General features: G+C 37.3%; 15 protein-coding genes. 10 read left to right on the forward strand and 5 right to left on the reverse strand.

The genetic code is table 11. The features are described 5' to 3' along the window. Window positions 1-26: 26 nt before the first annotated feature. From WBF63_RS00815 to WBF63_RS00825, 3 genes are all read left to right on the forward strand, one after another. Window positions 27-1163, forward strand: a complete 1137-nt coding sequence (locus WBF63_RS00815) for an Omp28-related outer membrane protein (RefSeq protein WP_424367784.1) — start codon at window positions 27-29, stop codon at window positions 1161-1163. A 183-nt stretch (window positions 1164-1346) separates the two neighbouring features. Beyond that, on the forward strand, window positions 1347-1949 hold the full coding sequence (locus WBF63_RS00820) for a porin family protein (RefSeq protein ID WP_424367785.1): 603 nt from the start codon (window positions 1347-1349) through the stop codon (window positions 1947-1949). Window positions 1950-2119: 170 nt separating this feature from the next. Beyond that, window positions 2120-3553: a hypothetical protein gene (locus tag WBF63_RS00825; RefSeq protein ID WP_424367786.1), complete on the forward strand. Its 1434-nt coding sequence runs from the start codon at window positions 2120-2122 to the stop codon at window positions 3551-3553. Here the strand turns inward: WBF63_RS00825 and WBF63_RS00830 are convergent. The 5 genes from WBF63_RS00830 to WBF63_RS00850 all read right to left on the reverse strand — a co-directional run bounded on the left by WBF63_RS00830 (window position 3550) and on the right by WBF63_RS00850 (window position 11215). Beyond that, complete coding sequence (locus tag WBF63_RS00830) at window positions 3550-4797, reverse strand: CinA family nicotinamide mononucleotide deamidase-related protein (RefSeq protein ID WP_424367787.1); 1248 nt, start codon at window positions 4795-4797, stop codon at window positions 3550-3552. The two genes, WBF63_RS00825 and WBF63_RS00830, sit on opposite strands and share 4 nt — an antisense overlap. A 135-nt stretch (window positions 4798-4932) precedes the next feature. Continuing rightward, window positions 4933-5802: a lipoyl synthase gene (gene lipA, locus WBF63_RS00835; protein ID WP_424367932.1), complete on the reverse strand. Its 870-nt coding sequence runs from the start codon at window positions 5800-5802 to the stop codon at window positions 4933-4935. Window positions 5803-5890: 88 nt separating this feature from the next. Beyond that, the gene (gene galE / locus WBF63_RS00840; RefSeq protein ID WP_424367788.1) at window positions 5891-6901 is read right to left on the reverse strand and encodes a UDP-glucose 4-epimerase GalE; all 1011 of its coding nucleotides are present in this window, start codon (window positions 6899-6901) and stop codon (window positions 5891-5893) included. 10 nt (window positions 6902-6911) lie between these two features. Beyond that, window positions 6912-10043 (reverse strand): T9SS type A sorting domain-containing protein, encoded by a 3132-nt coding sequence (locus tag WBF63_RS00845; protein ID WP_424367789.1) that lies wholly within the window; start codon window positions 10041-10043, stop codon window positions 6912-6914. A 47-nt stretch (window positions 10044-10090) separates the two neighbouring features. Beyond that, window positions 10091-11215: a DegT/DnrJ/EryC1/StrS family aminotransferase gene (locus WBF63_RS00850; protein WP_424367790.1), complete on the reverse strand. Its 1125-nt coding sequence runs from the start codon at window positions 11213-11215 to the stop codon at window positions 10091-10093. Window positions 11216-11305: 90 nt separating this feature from the next. On the opposite strand from WBF63_RS00850, the gene WBF63_RS00855 reads away from it, so the two are divergent. The 7 genes from WBF63_RS00855 (at window position 11306) to WBF63_RS00885 (ending at window position 20409) form a co-directional block, all read left to right on the forward strand. After that, on the forward strand, window positions 11306-11578 hold the full coding sequence (locus WBF63_RS00855; protein ID WP_424367791.1) for a hypothetical protein: 273 nt from the start codon (window positions 11306-11308) through the stop codon (window positions 11576-11578). Next, window positions 11544-11984: a PIN domain-containing protein gene (locus WBF63_RS00860; protein WP_424367792.1), complete on the forward strand. Its 441-nt coding sequence runs from the start codon at window positions 11544-11546 to the stop codon at window positions 11982-11984. The genes WBF63_RS00855 and WBF63_RS00860 overlap by 35 nt, the downstream gene beginning before the upstream one ends. A gap of 1 nt (window position 11985) precedes the next feature. Next, the gene (locus WBF63_RS00865) at window positions 11986-13233 is read left to right on the forward strand and encodes a 3-deoxy-D-manno-octulosonic acid transferase (protein WP_424367793.1); all 1248 of its coding nucleotides are present in this window, start codon (window positions 11986-11988) and stop codon (window positions 13231-13233) included. Window positions 13234-13311: 78 nt separating this feature from the next. After that, entirely contained in the window at window positions 13312-16392 is a 3081-nt protein-coding gene (locus tag WBF63_RS00870; protein ID WP_424367794.1) for a UvrD-helicase domain-containing protein, read from the forward strand. Between the two features lie 77 nt (window positions 16393-16469). Then, window positions 16470-17456, forward strand: a complete 987-nt coding sequence (locus WBF63_RS00875) for an alpha/beta fold hydrolase (protein WP_424367795.1) — start codon at window positions 16470-16472, stop codon at window positions 17454-17456. A 59-nt stretch (window positions 17457-17515) separates the two neighbouring features. Then, entirely contained in the window at window positions 17516-19312 is a 1797-nt protein-coding gene (gene uvrC / locus WBF63_RS00880) for an excinuclease ABC subunit UvrC (RefSeq protein ID WP_424367933.1), read from the forward strand. Between the two features lie 32 nt (window positions 19313-19344). Then, entirely contained in the window at window positions 19345-20409 is a 1065-nt protein-coding gene (locus WBF63_RS00885; RefSeq protein ID WP_424367796.1) for an RsiV family protein, read from the forward strand. The last annotated feature ends 68 nt before the right edge of the window (window positions 20410-20477 follow it).

Raw genomic sequence — 20477 nt, forward strand, 5'->3', positions numbered from 1 at the left:
AATTAGCTAAAAATTAATTCATAATTATGAAAAAAATAAATAAACTAACACACATTTTTGTCTTTATGAGTCTGATTTCTTTATTGTTCTTCACAAGTTGCGGAACTGAAGAAGAAATTCCGGACGAATCAATCACACTCAGTTTATCAACTGCCAACGTAACCGTAGGTAGTACGATTACCTTTACTGCAACCTCCAACATTGGGGGAGACGTATCATCTCAGGCTGTATTTTTTGTAAATGGAAACCAGATTTCAGGTAATACTTTCTCACCTGAAACAGTAAATCCTGAAAATGAAGTACGTGCCACTTTCAACGGGCTGGAAAGTAATATTGCCTATTTTGCTTCCACAGAAGAAGACACTCAACCCGAGGGATATACCCAAAAACTATTGCTTGAAGACTACACCGGAACCTGGTGCGGGTATTGTCCGCGAATGGTAACCATTGTGGAATATGTCACAAACTACAGCGATAGAGTAATTCCAGTAGCAATTCATTGTCCGGGTGCGCCTACCGATCCTTGGGCTTATGAGTTTGCCAACCAGCTGAGCCACCCGAACAATTACAATGTTTTGGGACGCCCAGAAGGTCGATATAACAGAATCCATACCGTGGATATGTTCCAGGGGACTCAGCCTTGTCCAAATGATGCTTCGGCATATCAGGCGCAGGTAGATTCATTCCTGAATCAGTCCGCTCCTCTTGGACTTGCAATTAATTCCTCACTAAGCGGAAATAACCTCAGCATCAATGTAAAAGTCGGATTTGATACAGACTCGGTACCAAATGCACGACTGGTAGTATATTTACTTGAAGATGGTCTTTCCTATAATCAGGTTAATTATTTCACAGGGCAGTCTGCTACATGTGATCCTGATTTTGACTATGTAAACCTTCCGAATCCAATTCCAAACTTCCCTCAGGAACACGTATTGCTTAAATCTTATACCGATATTTTCGGTGATGTGATTCCACAGAACCAGATTGCAAACGGGAATATATGGACACGTGATTTCAACGTGAGTCTTCCTGATAATGTTACCAATTCCCAAAATCTTTCCATTGTAGCGTTTGTACTCGGAAACGGTGACCAGATAAGTAACCGCCCGGTTCTAAACGTTCAACGAGCAAAAGTCGGTGTAAATCAGGATTTTGATTAAATATTTAAAATAACTTTCTTAGTGAAAAAGCCGTCTCAGTTGAACCGAGACGGCTTTTTTTGGTATTGAATTTTAACATTTCATTTTCCTTTGGCACAGCATTTGTGAAATGCCTATCCGAAACCTTAAAAACAGGTGATGAAAAAATTATTCAAAACCTCTTTTAAAACAAAAATTAAACAGATGAAAAAAATGTTTTTTATTGCCGCTTTAGCGGTTTTTGGAATGACAAGTGCAGATGCACAAGTAAGTTTCGGTGTGAAAGCCGGACCACAATTGACAAATTTCGTCGGAAGTGATGTTGAAGAGTCAGACATGAAAGTTGGCTTCAATGTTGGAGGATACGCAAATATCCGTTTCTCTGAACAACTGGCTTTTCAGCCTGAATTACTTTTCTCTTTGCAAGGAGACAAGTATGAGGAAACTATCTTAGGTCAGGATGTAAAGTACAAAAGTAATTTTAGCTACATTAATGTTCCATTGATGATGAAATGGTATGCTTACGAAGGTTTAAACTTTGAATTTGGACCTCAGGTTGGATTCAACGTAGGCGCAAAAGGTAAAGTTGAAGGTGGTGACAGCTCATTTGAAGGAGACATAGATGATGTTTCTGGCGTGAACTTTGGACTTAACATTGGTGCAGGCTATGAATTGCCAATGGGATTAAATTTCGGAATTCGTTACGGCCGTGGATTAAATAGTGTGTATACATTAGAAGATACAAACGGTGACAAATTCAAAATTTACAATTCAACAATTGCATTAGGAGTAGGATACACATTCTAATCCACACAAAAAATAAAATACACAATCCAAATAATTGCCCGGTTTTGCCGGGCATTTTTTATGCCTAAATATTTCTCTTCCACAAACCTTACATGAAATAAACCTGCTTTTTCTACGTTTTTTAATTAAATAGGGATTTCTTGACTTTTCGTGCTTTTCATATACTTTCAGTGGTTGGATTATGTCTATTATCCGCTCCGCTGCTATCGCAGGACCCTTTCATTTTCAGCAATGACCGGTTCAGCGGAATCAGCACAGTCGGTATTTCTCCTACCCAAAGCTTTCTTAATCCTAATCAATGGGATGTCCACTTATTTTCAGAAAATATTTTCATCCAAAACAGCTACGGTTATATTTCCAAAACAAGCGTTCTCGGAATAACTGACGGAGAAATCAGAGAAGCAAACATCGGAGAAAACATCACGGGTGAAAACACCAAAAAAGTATGGGATTATTACAACAAAGACATAACCGGATATCATTTCAGCAATGAAATCATGGGACCATCAGCGTCCTTCAATTTTGCAATTGCAGAGAAGGATTTTTCTGTTGGCGTCTTTTCGAAACTCCGTACACAGAGCTCAATTATTGATGTGGACAATTATCTTCAATTTACTAATCAGGAAATTCTCGAACCCGTACTTTATAACTTAAGCCCTTTTGAAGCCAATTTTATGAATTGGACAGAAATCGGACTAAATCTCGCAACAGAAATCCCATTCAACTCTGACTATCAATGGATTGCGGGCATCAATATTAAATACCTAATGGCTCATGATGCTTTTTACCTGAAAAACAACGAAAATGCTGTGATGCGGCGTGAAAACGAAGACATCGTATTAGAAGACGGTTCGCTCGCCAATCAAAAAAATCTTTTCGTATCAGATTTTGATATCGAAATCGGCTATGCAACGGGCTATGACTTTGAAAATGAAACCTATAATTATCAATCGCAAGGAAACGGTTTCGGATTTGACTTTGGGTTCGCTTTTGTGAATTATGCGGGAAATGACGATGATTATGATTTGAAAATTTCGGCCAATTTACTAGACGTCGGATGGGTAAATTTTGATGGATTTGTTCATCATTTTTTGGGCGAAAACTTTCAGTACACTAATAATTCAAATTTGGAAGACATTGAATTCGAATCGCCCGAACAATACGCCCAAATCATCAGCAATGAAATTTACGGAAACCCAGCTCAATCCTTGGTTTCAAACGATTTTAAAATCGGACTGCCGACAAGTCTTCATTTTAATGCAAGTAAAAATATTGGCGTAAATCAATACCTAAACATAGATGTTGTGCAACGTCTTCCCATCTTTGAAAACAGCTTGAAGAGAAGCAATATCATCAATGCTTCCTACATTGTGAGCCAACATAAATTCGCCTATGGCGCTTCTGTTTCGGCTTATGAATACAAAAATTTTCAAATGGGCGCCTTTCTCCGATATGGTCCACTTATCATCGGCAGTGAAAATCTGCTTCCTATATTTATTCCGCATCAAAAACTTCACGGTGCACATTTCTACATTGGATTAAAAATTTACCCGCTCAGCAACCGCGAAATTGAACGCAGAAGCCGTAAACCTTGTAAATGCTAAATTTTTCCGTTCAGGAATTTGAAAACATTCTGCAAAGCCAGTCTGGAAACTTGAGCGATAAAATCTTCGCGCTCCAGATAAGGAAAGAAATATCTCACGCTTGTCACCGAATTTTTATCGGCTATCCCAATCCAAATCGTACCGACTTCTTTGCCATCTTCCCCTTTCGCCGGACCTGCAACGCCTGTGGTAGAAACACCGATATCCGTTTGTAAATGTTCGCGAACGCCTTTTGCCATTGCTTCGGCTACTTCACTGCTTACCACCGTGTGTTTTTGGATTAATTCATTGGAAACGCCTAAAACCCTTTCTTTCACTTCGGTTGCATACGAAACAATTCCGCCTTTGAAATATTCCGAACTACCCGGTGCTGAAGTCAGTAAAAAGGAAATATTTCCGCCGGTACAGCTTTCTGCCGTGGCAATACTTAAATTTAAATCTTTGAGTTTTTCGCCTAGAATTATTTCAATCGTATCGCGAGTTGTAGAGTCCAAACGATCACCAATCAATGGAACCAGCTTTTCGACTTCCGCATCGATTTCCTTTTCCATTTCGGATTTGACTTTTCCAATTCCGGTAATCCTTAATTTGATTTTATTTCTCTCGGGTAAATAAGCAAAATGCAGATGTTGAGGCAAATTTTTCTCCCAATCTTCCAACGCAATGGCCAATTCACTTTCCGGATAATCCGAAACGGACAAAAACCGATGCACCACAAAAGGCAAATTGAATTTTTGTTGAAGCCGTGGCAAAACTTCCGTTTTCATCAGGTTTTTCATTTCAAACGGAACACCGGGAAGATTGATGATAATGGTATTTTGAAATTCCGTCCAGATGCCCGGAGCCGTTCCCAAAATATTTCGCAACGCAATCGATTTTTTGGGTAATAAAGTTTGATTGCGATTGAGTTTGTTCAATTCCCGACCTTGTTTGGCAAAACGCTCTTCGAGTTCTTTCAATACGAATTCATCCAAAATCAACTCGGTATCTAGAAATTCGCACAAAGCCAGCTTAGTCACATCGTCATTGGTCGGACCAAGTCCGCCGGTTGTGATCAAAACATCGGTTTCAGAAATTGAATTTTGAAGTGCTTGTATAATGGTTTCAGAACGATCGGCAATGGAAAGAATTTCTTCCACTTCCAGTCCAATTCCATTTAGTTTTTGGGCAATGTAGGCGGAATTCGTATCGACCGTTTGACCGATTAATATCTCATCCCCAATGGTCAGCAACTTTACTTTCATAAAATTATTTCTTCAAAAATAGAATAAAGAAAGTTTGAATAGGTAGGTGTAAAAGTGAATTGTTGAATAGTGAATTATTGTATAATGTATCTATTTTCTATCTTCTATTCTCTATTTTCTCTACCAACCTTACCTCTAAAGAATATGCTTCTCAGCATGATAAGAAGAACGCACCAACGGCCCGCTTTCCACATGACGGAAGCCCAAATCTTTGGCAAAAATTTCGTAAGCTTTGAACTGTTCAGGCGTAATAAACGAACGAACCGGCAAATGTTTTTTGGTCGGCTGCAGATACTGCCCAATCGTGATGATGTCCACATTGGCATTTCTAACGTCCTGAATGGTTTCAAAAACCTCGTCTTCCGTTTCGCCCAAACCAAGCATAACACCGGTTTTGGTTCTCGGCTGACCTTGCTCTTTCAAGTAACGTAAAACTTCCAAACTGCGTTCGTATTTCGCTTGAATTCTCACTTCACGCGTCAGCCTTTTCACCGTTTCCATATTGTGCGAAATCACTTCAGGAGCGGCTTCCAGAATTCGATCCAGCATTTTTGTATTTCCTTGGAAATCGGGAATTAAAGTTTCCATCGTCGTTCCCGGGCTGATTCTCCGAACCGCGCCAATGGTTTCCGCCCAAATGATGGAACCCATATCTTTCAAATCATCGCGATCCACAGAAGTCAGCACCGCGTGTTTGATTTGCATCAATTTGATGGAACGCGCCACTTTTTCAGGCTCTTCCCAATCGACTTGTTCGGGACGACCGGTTTTCACACCGCAAAATCCGCAGGAACGTGTACAAATGTTTCCCAAAATCATAAAAGTCGCAGTTCCTTCACCCCAACATTCGCCCATATTCGGACAACTTCCACTCTGGCAAATCGTATTGAGTTTGTATTTATCGACCAAACCACGCAACTCACGGTGCTTTTTACCCGTAGGCAGTTTCACACGCAACCATTCCGGTTTTTGTACCCTTCCGTCTTCTTTGATGATTACTTCCATAGAATGGTCAAAATTACAAATTATATTTCGTTTGATGAAGTCCGAAATTCGGAGTTCGTAAAGAACGAATTCCCCTCCTTCGGAGGGGTTAGGGGAGGCTCCTCTGCCACTCCCAAGCCGTACGCATCGATTCTTCCAGCGAAGTTTCAGGTTTCCAGCCCAATTCATTTTCGGCTAAACTATTGTCCGCAAAAGCTTCGATGATGTCCCCTGCTCTTCTTTCCACCAGTTTATAATTCAATTTCAGATTATTGACTGTTTCAAAAGCTTTCACCACTTCCAAAACCGTTGAACCAATGCCCGTTCCCAGATTGAAAACTTCCAGATGGGATTTATTTTGCTTTTGAATTAATCTTGTCAAAGCTTTTACGTGTGCATCCGCCAAATCGCAAACATAGATATAATCCCGAATGGCCGTTCCGTCACGTGTCGGATAATCACTTCCAAATACCGATAAAAACTCCCGAATTCCGGCTGCAGTCTGCGTAACAAACGGCACTAAATTATTGGGAACGCCTTTGGGTAACTCGCCGATCAAGGCTGTCGGATGCGCACCCACCGGATTGAAATACCTCAAGGAAATCACATTTTTCTCAAAAGCCGCTACAAAATCTTCCAAAATCTCCTCGCCCATTTGCTTGGTTTTGGCATAAGGCGATTCTGCTTTTTTAATCGGAGCCGACTCGTCAATCGGCATTTTATCGGCCTGACCGTAAACCGTACAGGAAGAACTGAAAATAAAGTGATCCACTTCGTTTTCATTCATCGCTTCCAGTACATTTAACAATCCTAAAAGATTGTTTTTATGATACATCAAAGGTTTCTGAACGCTTTCGCCTACGGCTTTGTGCGCTGCGAAATGAATGACACCATCGACTTTGTTGTTTTGAAAAAATTCATTGACCAAAACGCTGTCTTTCAAATCAATCTGATGAAATTCCGGCTGAATGCCCGTGATTTGGGCAATTCTATCCAATACAAATAATTCGGAATTCGATAAATCATCGATGATGACAACATCGTATCCGGCTTCCTGCAAAGCAACTGCCGTATGTGAGCCAATGTATCCGAGTCCGCCGGTAACGAGTATTTTTTTCAAGGTTTTGGTTTTATTTTAGAATTACTTTTTTAGTAGTTGTATTTTTCTCGGTTTGCACTTTCAATAAATAGATACCTGAATTGTATTTATTAAGATTTAATTTTACTTCTTCAGAATTATAAATTCCAATTTCCATCAATTTTCCGGTTAAATCATATAATTGAATTTGTTTGATTTGGGATTGATCGTTTGAAACCACATTGATTTCAGATGAAGTTGGATTGGGATAGATCAATACATTTGAGTTGTCTTTGGTTAATCCTTCATTTATTTCTTCTGTGGTTAATATGATATCCAATTCTGAAACATAGAGTTCAGCTCCTGTATAGTGGTCAGATAATGAAAAGAATATCTTATTTTGATTATCTATAAAAATATCTTCAATTTTAATTTGGTCAAAATCACTATCAACATTAATAATAATCTCCTGAGTATCTTCAATATTTCCATTTGTAACTATTAATTCTGAATAGGCTACTGCATTTTCAGGGTAAAAAGTTTTGGCGTAAAGCAAAAGCTCGTTATTATAACAATTCAAATCACTAATAGCCTCTACATCAAACTCCCCATTCAATAGTGTAAATTCATTTTCGTTACTCATTGACCATAAACCATAATTCGAAGATTCTAAAAAATAAAGATTATTTCCACAACTCACAATGCTATTAATACCTGTAGAAGAGTTCGAGTCTTCTACGGTCAGTAAAGAAATATGATTTAACCCCAATTCAATGAGTTTAATTTTGTTTATATTCAAGTCCCTAAAAGGTAAATAGAAATATCCGTTTGATATTATGAATTTATTATAATCATACCAATTTAAGGCCTCTCCACTAAAGCTACCCAAAAGAGCAATGTTATCTTCTGAATCTAAAGAATAAAAATGTGTTGTTACAGTATTTCCTGAGGTTCGCTGGATATTATAAAAATACAAAATTCCTTCATTAATCCCTATTATTTCAATTCTTCCCGTATCATCCCAGTAAGTCATTTCCGGTTCATAGATTAATTCTGTATTTTCTCCTATTGGATTATAAGACCATAAACCTTTTAACACAATATCATGAGAAGGTGGTTCAAAAATTCCTCCGGCAAAATAGATTTTATTATTAAATTCAATAACAGAATTGAAAACTGTATAATTATTTGAATTTTCAGTGAAATCTACTAAAATATTTGTCTGATTATTCGTTGCGTTTGTTCTCCATATTTTGCTTTTACTACTATAAGCTTCTCCATCAATGGCAATAAAATACAAGTCATCATTTAAATGAGTAAAATAATTTCTATTATATTTCATATGGTCAGCTACATGAACGTTTCCGACTTTTATTGTTCCCTCTGCAGTCCCATCAGTTCTGCATAAACCTGTTAGATCATAATTCAAGGCACTCGAAACAACGTTAAAATAATAATAGTCTCCTACTCTATAAAATTCACTATCATAACCATCACCCTGAAACATATAACTTTCTCCTAAAAATGTAAGCTCATTACTGGTTGAAATGCTATATAATCCATATGATAGATAATTATTTGCATTGAAAACTGTACTTCCGTTAAAAAAATTCGCAAAATTTGTAGGATACGCTGGAGCTGCTGTATTTATATCTTCAACCAAAATAGGGTTATTTCCAGCTAGATTGGATTTCCATAACTCACTCCCACTTGGATGATAATTATTAAAATAATTGAAATCAAATCCAAAATAAATTTCACCATTGAATATTTCAAATCCACGTTCCGGATTAATTGTATTTTCTAAGAAAATAGAAGACGAATTTGAATTATAATCAACTTTCAAAACTTGAAATTCATTATGACTAATTTTGGCTTTTAGAAATAAATTGTTTCCTTCTGATTTGAAATAAGAAAATTCTTGATAGCCATCTGTAACAAAATTTGTTCCTTGAGAAGTCCCATCTGTTACCCATAACTCTTTATTTGGGTAAGTTGATTCTGTTGTAAAATAAATTTTATTTTGAATTCTATCAAGTTGACTATCTGAAAAAGGGGAATAGTTTGAATTTAATTCCAAAAGTTCTAAAGTCCCTTCAATTGTCCCATCACTTTTCATTAACTTTTCAGTGTATTGATAATTTGAACTATTGTAATCATATGCTTTGAACACAAAGAAATCATCAGTTGCAGCCCCATTTATAGATGCTGTTTGGTAAGAATAATTATTCGGAAAAGTATTCACATTTTTGAAAAGTGTGGTTCCATTAGTGGTTCCGTTACTTTTCCATAATTGGATATTTGTACCATCATTGGCAAAAAAATAAAAATTCCCATCAAATTCTATAAATTGGTTACTTAATTGGCTAAACGCATGGCTATTTCCAGGGTTTATATTTTTTAATATATATGTTCCACTTTCGGTTCCATCCGAAGTCCAAAGTTCATATCCATTCACACCATCATTAGCAACAAAATAAATTTTTTCATTAAAACTGATTATACTAGTAATCCCACTACTTTGTACTCCTTCATGTATATCTTTGACCATATATGTCCCGTTTACAGTTCCGTCACTTACCCACAACTCTTCACCATATGTTGGGTCATCTGTTGAAAAGAAAAGTTTTCCTTGAGACTCAATTACGTTCTTGACGTACCCTGCATTTTGTGGAGCTGTATGTAAATCCATTAATTGAATAGTCGTTTCAGGAGTTCCATTTGATGTCCATAATTTTTTTCCGAAAGGATCTGAATATAAAAAAAACAATCTACTACCAATTGTTAATAAGAGTTCATAATTACCTCCCGATTCAATTAAAGGTATTGCATCATTTTCCTCTCCATTACTAACCCACAAGTAATGATCACCATAAAAATCATCATAAATTTTCCCACTAAAATACAACAGATTATCTCCTATAATGGGCACGCCACAAATCAGTCTTTCCCCTCCACCATTTTTCATAATTACAGCATCTATTCCATCATATTTGAAAATAGAATAATCATCAAGTCCTTTATATTTTCCTCTAAAAAAAAGTTGATTTTGAAAGTGGAAAAAGTCAGTTGGATCTGAACTGTACTGAAAATTTAGCTCAATCAATTCAGCATCCATTTCGAGATTCTGCCCAAAGCCATCAGTTAAAAAAATAATAATAAAAAAAGTTAAAAATCGTTTCATAGATTTAAGTTTAATTTATTTAGTAAAAAAATTTAATTACAATTGAATTATTCCTGATACACTCTGAAGAATTCCCAAACCGATTGTTTGATAAACTCCAACTGTTCTTTATCCAATTCCGTATGCATCGGCAAAGAAATCACTTCTTCAATCAGTTGATTGGTATTTGGGAAATCGGCATCGTTGTAATTCCCGGTATCGTAAGCTTTTTGTTTGCGCAAAGGAACCGGATAATAAATCATCGCCGGAATGCCTTTGGACTCTAAAAATTCTTTTAATTCATTGCGTTTTCCATTGAGAATTCGCAAAGTATACTGATGGTAAACATGTGTAGAATCATCCGATTTGATCGGCGTCAAAACTTCGGGTAATTCATAAAAAGCTTCGTTGTAAAAATCGGCTGCTTTTCTTCGAGCTTTGTTATATTCGTCCAAATGATGCAATTTCACTCTCAAAATAGCTGCCTGAATGCTGTCCAATCTTGAATTCACACCAATCTCGTCGTGGTAATATCTTTGGTACATTCCATGGTTACAAATTCCACGCATTTTGTGTGCCAATTCATCGTCATTGGTAAAAATCGCTCCGCCGTCACCATAGCTTCCCAGATTTTTGGAAGGGAAAAAAGAAGTCGTTCCAATCGTTCCGATGGTTCCCGCCTTTTCTCCTTTGAAATCGGCTCCAATCCCTTGTGCGGTATCTTCGACTACAAATAAATTATGCTCTTTTGCGATTTGATTGATTTCGTCCATATTGGCACATTGACCAAACAAATGAACCGGAATGATTGCTTTGGTTTTCGGTGTGATGGCTGCGCGAATTTTCTCCGGATCGATTAAAAATGTATCATAATCTACATCGACCAAAACCGACTTCAATCCCAAAAGATGAATGACTTCCACAGTCGCCGCAAATGTAAAATCGGCAGTGATGACTTCATCGCCCGGCTTCAAATCCAACGCCATCAAAGCGATTTGCAAAGCGTCGGTTCCGTTTCCGCAAGGAATGACGTGTTTAACGTTTAAATAAGATTCCAGTTCTGTCTGGAAATTTTTCACTTCAGGGCCGTTAATAAATGCTGAAGAATCAATGACCCCCTGAATGGCTTCGTCTATATCTTTTTTGATTTTCTGGTACTGTGCACCCAAATCAACCATTTGTAATTTGCGCATATTCTGAAATTTAAGCAAATGTAGTGATTAAGGGAAAATGGCGAAAATTTTGTGCAGTTTTGCCTATCTTTGTGAGATAAATCATTTCCGATGGACACGCTGATTGTAAATAAAGCCTCGAAAGAAGATTTGGAACTGCTGATCCGCATTGCCAAGCGGATGGGTATTGACATTGAATACATTCCCAAAAATGCAAAAAACAAAACTTCCGAACCTACTCCCTTTGATCTTATGACCGAAGAAGAAAAGGAAATACATATCATGGAGCTTTCAAAAAAGGTGAATAAGGCCGGAACGAAAAGATGGTTTAAAGAAATGGGACTGGATTATGATAGTTATTTCGGACAGCAATCTACTCATTAGTGCACTTTATAATCCCAATGGGGCGATTGCTGAAATTCTGACTTCCAAAAGCAATATTCAGATTTCAGCACCCGAATTTATCCTTACTGAGGTCAATAATCACTTTTCGGATCTCCTTAAATATACGGGAAAAACCAAGCTTCAAATTACCCAAGATTTGAAACAACTTACTTCAAAAATTACTTTTTATAAATCTTCCGAAATAGAAAAAAAATATCTGAAAGAAGCTTTTGAAATTGTAAAAGATATTGATCCAGATGATTTTTTCTTTATCGCTCTTCATTTGCAAATCAGACACAAAATCTGGACAGGCGATATCCACCTCATTAAAGGTTTATTGAAAAAAGGTTATGACATTTGCGTAACCACCGAAGAACTCAAAAAATTCTTGTACAAAAAAGATTAAAATGCAGGCACTGTACACTTTTTTCATCCAAATGTATGGCTTTGCCGTTTCCATAGCCGCTCATTTCAATCCCAAAGCCAAACTTTGGATTTCCGGCAGAAAAAGCTGGAAAAACAAAATGAAACAAGCCATTTCACCTGACGATAAAATCATCTGGGTGCATTGTTCTTCTTTGGGCGAATTCGAACAAGGTCGTCCCGTGATGGAAAAAATCAAAAAGGATTTTCCCTATCATAAACTCGCCGTCAGTTTCTTTTCGCCTTCCGGATACGAAGTCAGAAAGGATTATCAAGGTGCCGATTATATTTTTTATTTACCGCTCGACACGCCGAAAAATGCCAAACAATTGATTAAAATCCTTCATCCCGAAGTTTTGATTTTGGTGAAATATGAATATTGGTACAATCTTTTAAAACGTTTACAGAAAAAAGATATTCCAGTCTTGGTGATTTCAGCAGTCATCAAAGAGGATAATTTATTTTTCCGTCCATTTGGAAGTTGGTTCCGAAAAATAATTGCTGGGATCGAGCATTTCTTTGTGCAGGACAACGACTCAAAAAATTTATTGGAATCCATCGGGATTGAGAACGTCCGCGTTTCGGGCGATACGCGTTTTGACCGTGTGAAAGAAATCCGTGAAGCCAATGTCCGAGTGGAATTCATCGAAAAATTCAAAGGAAATTCAAAACTCATTGTTGCCGGAAGTACTTGGCCCGATGACGAAGAAATTCTGGTAAAATTCATCAATGAAAAAATGCCCGATGACTGGAAACTGATTTTTGCGCCGCACAACATCAAGGAAAAAGAAATTATCTCTTTATCTGAAAAAGTCAGCAAAAAAACTGCGATTTATACAAAATCCGATCAAAATCAAATCGAGAATTCTCAAATTTTGATTCTAGATACCATCGGGATGCTGACCAAAATTTATGCTTATTCCGATGTTTCTTATGTCGGTGGTGGATTTACCAAAACCGGTGTTCATAACACTTTGGAGCCGACTGTTTTTGGTGTTCCGATTATTTTCGGACCGAATTATGAAAATTATTTCGAAGCGATTGATTTGTTGGAAAATCAGGGTGCCGTTCGTTTTATTGACCAATATGATTTTGACCAAAAAATGACAAATTTGATTGAAAATGAAGACGAAAGAAAACGTCGTGGAAATGCTGCCGAAAACTACATACAAGGGAAACCCAATTCCACTGAATTAATAATCGACTATTTGAAGAGTTTAATCAAAAAATAAATCTCTACATTTAACCTGTTACCCTGAGCGGAGTCGAAGGGCATTTAAAATTTATCATTTTTAATTTTTAATTCAATAATGCTGCAACCTAACGATTTCAAAATCTACAATGCCTCGGCCGGCGCGGGAAAAACCTACACACTGGTCAAGGAATATCTGTCCATTCTTTTGTCGAGTAAAAATCCTTTTGCTTTTGAGTCGATCCTCGCAATTACCTTTACCAATAAGGCCGCGAACGAAATGAAAGAGAGAATTCTCGAACAACTTCAAAAGTTTTCACAAACCGATTTCGTAGAAAATCAGGATTTACAAATGCTGAGCAATGAACTGAATCTCACACCGGAAATCATTCATCAGCGATCCAAAGAAATGCTGACCAAAATCCTGCATAATTATTCGCGATTTTCGGTTAGTACAATCGACAAATTCAACCTTAGATTGATGAAATCTTTTGCGCAGGATTTAGGGCTTTCCTCCAATTTCAATGTGGAAATGGAATTGGACACTTTGCTGGAAGACTCTGTCAATCAATTGTTTTCAAAAATAGGAGAAGACGAAACCCTGACTTCGGTTTTAATCGAAATCGCCATTGACAATCTAAACGAAAACCGTTCCTGGGACATTACGCGCGAACTCATTCAGAGCGCCAAAACGCTTTATTCGGATACGCATTTGGTCAAATTGGCCAATCTTCAAAAGTTCAATTTGGAGGAATTTAATGAGTTTCGAAAAACCGTTTACCGAAATGTTTCGACTCAAAAAAACAAACTGATTGAAATCGGAAAAAAAGCATTTCAAATCCTAGATACCAACCAAATTTCTGCTGATGATTTTTCGTATGGAAATTCGGGTTTCATCGGATTTTTCAATAAACTTCAAAACGAAAATTTTGAATTCCCCGGAAGTCGTCATTTGGCTTTCAAATCCAATACCGATCCTAAAAAATGGTGTTCCGGCAAAGCTTCATCCATCGCCAAAAACACAATCGAACAAATTGCACCCGAACTAATTTCACTTTCAGACGAAGCAGTTGAAATCTTACGTGAATTGGCGGTTTGGCAAGGAATTCAGCGCACGATTACTTCGTTGAGCATCATCAATGAAGTCGAAAAATCAATCGAAACCATCAAAGAAGACAACAATGTTTTATTGATTTCGGAGTTCAATAAACTCATCAGTGCCAACCTCCAAAAACAGCCGTCCGGCTTTATTTATGAGCGGATTGGCAATCGATTTCACCATTATTTCATCGATGAATTTCAGGATACTTCCACGCTTCAATGGCAGAATTTATTGCCGCTTGTGGAAAATGCCCGAGCAAGTTCCGATACGGTGATGCTCGTGGGCGACGCCAAACAATCGATTTATCGCTGGCGCGGCGGAAATCCGGAGCAAATGGTGGATCTGATCAATCGAAAAGACGAACTCGACATTTTGGTGGAAAATCTTCCCCGAAACTGGCGCAGCCACCGAAATATCATTGAATTCAACAATGAATTTTATACGAAAATCGCAGAAAGTCTCAACGAAGATTATCGGAACTTATATGCCGAAGGAAACCAACAATTGAGCAATCACAAAGAAGGCGGATTTGTTCAATTGAATTTCATTGCCAAAAAAGGCGAAACTGAAGATTATAATTATGACGAAGAAGTTCTCGGGCAATTGCTGAAAAACCTGAATTCCGCTCAGGATCAAGGTTTTCAATTGGGTGAAATTGCGATTTTGCATCGGACCAAAGCCGAAGGAAAAAAAATTGCCGAATTCCTGTCCGAAAAACAAATTCCGATTATTTCTTCCGAGTCTTTGCTTTTATCGAACTCGCCTGAAATTCAACTCATTGAATTGTTTTTCAAAACCATTTCCAACGAAGAAGACAAAGTTTCACTGGCAGAATTTTTAATTCAATTAAACGAATTGAAAAACCATCCTTTTGCGGACATTACCGAAAAAATAAAGCCGGTTTTGGAAAGGAAACAATCCTTGAAAAACTTTCTCAAAGAAATCGAAATCGATATTTCATTTGCTTTTTCGCCTTCGGTTTCACTTTATGATTTTACCGAAAAAACCATCAAAGCTTTTGATTTAAGTCAAAATGAAACCGCTTATTTACAATATTTCCTGGATTATGTTTTGGAATATTCGATGCAAAACGAGTACAATTTGCAAAGATTTCTGGAGCATTGGGATTTGCAAAAGGAAAAACTGAGCATTTCTTCGCCCGAAGGCGTGGATGCCGTTCAGCTGATGACCATTCACAAATCCAAAGGACTGGAATTTCCGGTGGTAATGATTCCATTTGCAAGTTGGGGCGATCGCGTGAAAGTCGATAAATTCTGGATTCCCATTCAGAAAGAAGAATTGCCTTTTGAAGAATTTATTATGGATTCCTTCGGAAATTTGGAAGAAGTTTCGGATGAAATTAAGGAAATCATCGACAAAGAACGAAACGAATTTCTCATCGACAACCTGAATTTGTTGTACGTAGCGACAACTCGTGCCGTGGAACAACTTTACATCATCACGCCTAAAGATGCCAAAAACGGCGTGGCGGTTTATTTTAATGAACAATTCAAAGGCGAAGATGAAATCATTTTGAAAGGCGAAAAAGGAAGAATTTCCCAACCCAAAAATTCGGAAAATCTGACTGAAATTTTGCCTTTTGTGGTTGAAAATTGGGAAAACCGAATTCAAATCAGTAAAGAATCGTCCAAACGTTGGAAAAAGAAAAAAGAAATCGTTTATGGCGATTTAGTACACGGATTGATGGAATTTATTTATACCGAAAGAGACGTGGAACCTGTACTAAAAAAGGCTTTGAATGCAGGTGAAATCCGACAGGAAGAAATTCCCGAAATGAAAAAACGGATATTGGAAATCATTCATCATCCGGATTTGGCAACTTATTTTTCAGATGAATTTAAAATTCTGAATGAACGCGATTTCATCGATGATTTGGGTGAAGTCATTCGTCCTGACAGGATTGCTTTGAGAGATGATCATTGTACGATTATCGATTATAAAACAGGTAGTGAACAGGGAAAACACGTCAGACAAATCAATCATTATGCAGATTGTTTGAAACAAATGAATTTTCAAATCGAAAAGAAATTGTTGGTTTACATTGGCGAAGATATTGAGATAAAGGAAGTTAATTAAGATTATATTTTAAAAATTTAACAATTCATACGGTAACATAATGCATTTCCACTTCGTCTTTAATAGAAAGTTGCATTATGAAGTTATATTTTTTGATTCCAATTTTCCTGATCAGTCCGGTAATTGTGAATGCACAAAATGATATTCAGATTTTTGATGAATTACAGGAAAACGCCTGGTATTTCCCGACTGAAGACGGGCAAGCCCGACTTTATGTTACGCAAATCGGAAAAGGAGATACGATTATTACGTTGCATGGTGGCCCTGGAAATGACTTTCACTATTTGGTAGATGCGGTACGAAACAATATCCATGAAAATACATTTGTTTTATTTGACCAAAGAGGAAGTTTAATGTCGCCTGTTAAAGACTCACTGGTTTCAAGCCTGACAATCAATAAGCTGGTAGATGATTTGGAAACACTTCGTCAATCATTAAATCAGGAGAAAGTTGTTTTATTTGGTCATTCTTTCGGGAGTTTACTGGCTATTTCCTATTGTTTAAAATATCCGCAAAATGTAAAAGGAATGATCTTAACTGCCACTATGCCACCTTACATTACCAAAGAAAAACCTTTCCATGAAATATTAAAAGATATCCATTCCCGAATTAAAGAATTGCGAGATCGTCCTCATGTTCAGGAAATTCTGGAAAAAGAAGGTCTTGAAAATGACTCCGTTCTGAACGCAAAACAAAAATCCGAAAAAAATAAAATAACTGGAAATGCGGCATTCAATATGATCAATCTGAATAACTGGCGGAAGTTTAAAGGAGGAGGAGTTTATTATAACATTAAGGTGGATGGAGCGATTGGCTCATCTATCCCGGGCTCTTATGATATAAGAAATGCGCTTGACAAATTCCCTATACCAATCAGCATTATTCAAGGAGATCGGGATTATATTGACCCTGCTGCGCTAAACTGGCAGGAAATTTCGGACAGTTATGAGTTTGTGAAATTGTTTATCATAAATCAAAGCAGCCATTACATCTGGCTTGATAAACAATCCGAATTTGATAAAATCCTGAAACAGGAACTCGAAAGGATCAAAACAATCAATTGAACCCGAAAAAAACTAAATTCTCCAATTCCCAAAAAATCTTGCGAACTTTGTTTGTTCAAATGCAGGAAAATTTAAAATTAATCATTCAGACTTTACCGAATTCTCCCGGTGTTTATCAGTACTACGATAAAAACGGGAAAATTCTCTATATAGGTAAAGCCAAAAACCTGAAAAAACGAGTCTCCTCCTATTTCACCAAAACCCATGATTCCGGGAAAACCCGGATTCTGGTTAAAAAAATCGCAGACATCAAAACCATCAATGTCGATACCGAATTTGATGCGCTTTTGCTCGAAAACAACCTCATCAAAAAATACCTACCGCGATACAATGTGATGCTTCGGGACGATAAAACTTATCCCTGGATTTGCATCAAAAACGAAACATTTCCACGCGTTTTCAAAACCCGGAAACTCATCAAAGACGGTTCGGAATATTTCGGGCCCTATGCATCGGTGGGGATTTTAAATGCTTTACTGGAACTGATTCGCGAGATTTATCCGCTACGAACTTGTAATTATGATTTAAGTCCAAAAAACATTGAAGCCGGAAAATTCAAAGTCTGTCTAGAATACCACATCGGGAATTGTTTAGGGCCTTGCGAAGGTTTTCAATCCGAAGAAAATTACGATAAAAACATACAAGCAGTTCGTGAAATCATCAAAGGAAATTACAACGATGCCATTCGCTATATGACGGATTTGATGCAAGATATGGCAGCCAAACTCGATTTTGAAACGGCGCAATCCATCAAGGAAAAAATTGATTTGGTCAAAAATCATCAGGCAAAATCTACCGTGGTCAGTCCTACCATCGGAAATGTGGATGTTTTCAGCATCATTTCCGACGAAACTTCGGCTTATGTGAATTTCCTTCGCGTGAATAACGGCGCGATCATTCAATCGCATACTTTGGAATTGAAAAAGAAATTGGACGAAACCAATGAAGAATTGCTGGAAGAAGCGATTGTGGAAATTCTGGAAAGATTTGGTCGTCATTCAAAAGAAATCTTTTTGTCGATTCCACTCGAATTGGAAATTCCCGACATGAAAATTTCGGTGCCGCAAATCGGCGATAAAAAACGTTTGGTGGAACTTTCGGAACGAAATGCAAAATATTATCGACTCGAACAATTGAAACAAATTAAAATCGTCGATCCCGAACGCCATACCAAACGCATTATGACGCAGATGAAAAAGGATTTGCGAATGCCAGTGGAACCGCGACACATCGAAGGTTTTGACAATTCAAACATCCAAGGAACCAATCCGGTTTCGGCTTGTGTGGTGTTCAAAGATGGCAAACCGAGTAAAAAAGACTATCGGATTTTTAACGTCAAAACGGTGGAAGGCCCGGACGATTTCGCCACGATGGAAGAAGTGATTTATCGGCGCTACAAACGAATTTTGGAAGAAGAAGGCGAATTGCCACAACTGATTTTGATCGATGGTGGAAAAGGCCAGCTCAGCGCGGCTTTGAAGAGCATCGACAAATTGGGTTTACGTGGAAAAGTAACGGTCATCGGGATTGCCAAAAAGCTGGAAGAAATTTTCTTTCCCGGCGATTCCATTCCACTTTATTTGGACAAAACCTCCGAAACTTTGAAAGTTTTGCAACACGTCCGAAATGAGTCGCATCGGTTTGGAATTTCCAAACACCGAAATCGTAGAAGCAAAAGCAGTTTCAATTCGGAATTGGAAGGAATTCCCGGCGTGGGCGAAAAAACAATTCAGGAACTTTTATCGAAATTCAAATCAGTGAAACGCATCAAATCCGCTACCAAAGAGGAATTAGCAGAAGTTGTAGGAAACTCGAGAGCAGAGAAGATTTTGAAGTTTTTCTCCAATCGGGAATAATATTTGCTAAGTTTAGCTTTCAAAATTCTGATATGAAATTAATTGCTGCACTTTTATTCTTATTTTCCAGCCTTATTCTTTCCGCTCAAACCGAGGATTATTTAATTCTGGAGGGAAAAATCGGGAAATATCCGGTAACGATGGAACTTTTGAAACAAGGCGAATTCTCTAGCGAACAAGGAGCCTATTTCGGTTCTTATTATTACCATTCTCAGGAAATTCCGATCGAATTATACCAATCTTCTCCCCAACTGGCTTTTTCGACTTATGATGACAGCGAATTTATAGAAACTTTTAGCGGAACTTATGCCAATGACACCTTCAAAGGCACTTGGAAAAAAGGAGAGAAAACTCTTCCTTTTGATCTGAAAAAAGTTCCGAAAGAAAATTATACCGAAATCATACATTACAATGCCAGTAAGGAAATTATCATTCCCAAAGAAGAATATTCCGATACCGTGAAAGGAACTTATGAAATTGATTTCTACCTGCCAAAAGACTTGAAACTTCAAAGAGAACTGGTGCAAAACATTGACTCTACCTATTTGGATTTTCAAAGTTTCTCCCGAAAAAATATTGAAAATTTCGAACGCGACTACAGAGAGGAAGTCGAAGATATATGGGAAAATTCCAGCCAGTTTTATGCCTCTATGTACAATCATCAGATTATGGAAAGTTTCTCGCCTTATCTGAACGGAAAAGATTATTTGGTGATGCGTTATTTTCAATATTTATACACGGGCGGTGCACACGGAATGTCGTTTGAAATTTATTACACTTACGACAAAAGAAAAAACAAATGGTTAGAAATCAGCGATGTACTTGATTTAAAGCACACCAAAGAAATCAATAATATTTTGGACAAAGCTGTTCGGAAAGAACACAATATTCCGGCCGGAGTAAAATTGAATGAACCCGAAACCACACCTTTTTTAGCCGAAGAAATTTACTATTCCGAAAACTTTACGCTATCTAAAAAAGGAGTTACCTTTCATTATGGTTTATATGAAATGACGCCTTATGCCTATGGATATTTTGAATTATTTGTTCCTTATGATGATTTGAAACCTTATTTGAGAAAGGATTTTAAATATTAATTTGACCTAAATCATTTCCTAAGCCATTTGAATTGAATAACTTTGCTTTTCATTCAAAAAAGACTTCA

This window comes from Moheibacter sp., assembly GCF_049672845.1.
In the GTDB taxonomy this organism is placed as follows: domain Bacteria; phylum Bacteroidota; class Bacteroidia; order Flavobacteriales; family Weeksellaceae; genus Moheibacter.

Excerpts from the sequence above, each read along its gene's own strand:
- WBF63_RS00815 (WP_424367784.1), top strand. The coding sequence starts at position 27 with ATGAAAAAAATAAATAAACTAACACACATTTTTGTCTTTATGAGTCTG.
- WBF63_RS00820 (WP_424367785.1), top strand. The coding sequence starts at position 1,347 with ATGAAAAAAATGTTTTTTATTGCCGCTTTAGCGGTTTTTGGAATGACA.
- WBF63_RS00830 (WP_424367787.1), bottom strand. The coding sequence starts at position 4,797 with ATGAAAGTAAAGTTGCTGACCATTGGGGATGAGATATTAATCGGTCAA.
- lipA (WP_424367932.1), bottom strand. The coding sequence starts at position 5,802 with ATGGAAGTAATCATCAAAGAAGACGGAAGGGTACAAAAACCGGAATGG.
- WBF63_RS00845 (WP_424367789.1), bottom strand. The coding sequence starts at position 10,043 with ATGAAACGATTTTTAACTTTTTTTATTATTATTTTTTTAACTGATGGC.
- WBF63_RS00850 (WP_424367790.1), bottom strand. The coding sequence starts at position 11,215 with ATGCGCAAATTACAAATGGTTGATTTGGGTGCACAGTACCAGAAAATC.
- WBF63_RS00855 (WP_424367791.1), top strand. The coding sequence starts at position 11,306 with ATGGACACGCTGATTGTAAATAAAGCCTCGAAAGAAGATTTGGAACTG.
- WBF63_RS00860 (WP_424367792.1), top strand. The coding sequence starts at position 11,544 with ATGATAGTTATTTCGGACAGCAATCTACTCATTAGTGCACTTTATAAT.
- WBF63_RS00865 (WP_424367793.1), top strand. The coding sequence starts at position 11,986 with ATGCAGGCACTGTACACTTTTTTCATCCAAATGTATGGCTTTGCCGTT.
- WBF63_RS00870 (WP_424367794.1), top strand. The coding sequence starts at position 13,312 with ATGCTGCAACCTAACGATTTCAAAATCTACAATGCCTCGGCCGGCGCG.
- WBF63_RS00875 (WP_424367795.1), top strand. The coding sequence starts at position 16,470 with ATGAAGTTATATTTTTTGATTCCAATTTTCCTGATCAGTCCGGTAATT.
- uvrC (WP_424367933.1), top strand. The coding sequence starts at position 17,516 with ATGCAGGAAAATTTAAAATTAATCATTCAGACTTTACCGAATTCTCCC.
- WBF63_RS00885 (WP_424367796.1), top strand. The coding sequence starts at position 19,345 with ATGAAATTAATTGCTGCACTTTTATTCTTATTTTCCAGCCTTATTCTT.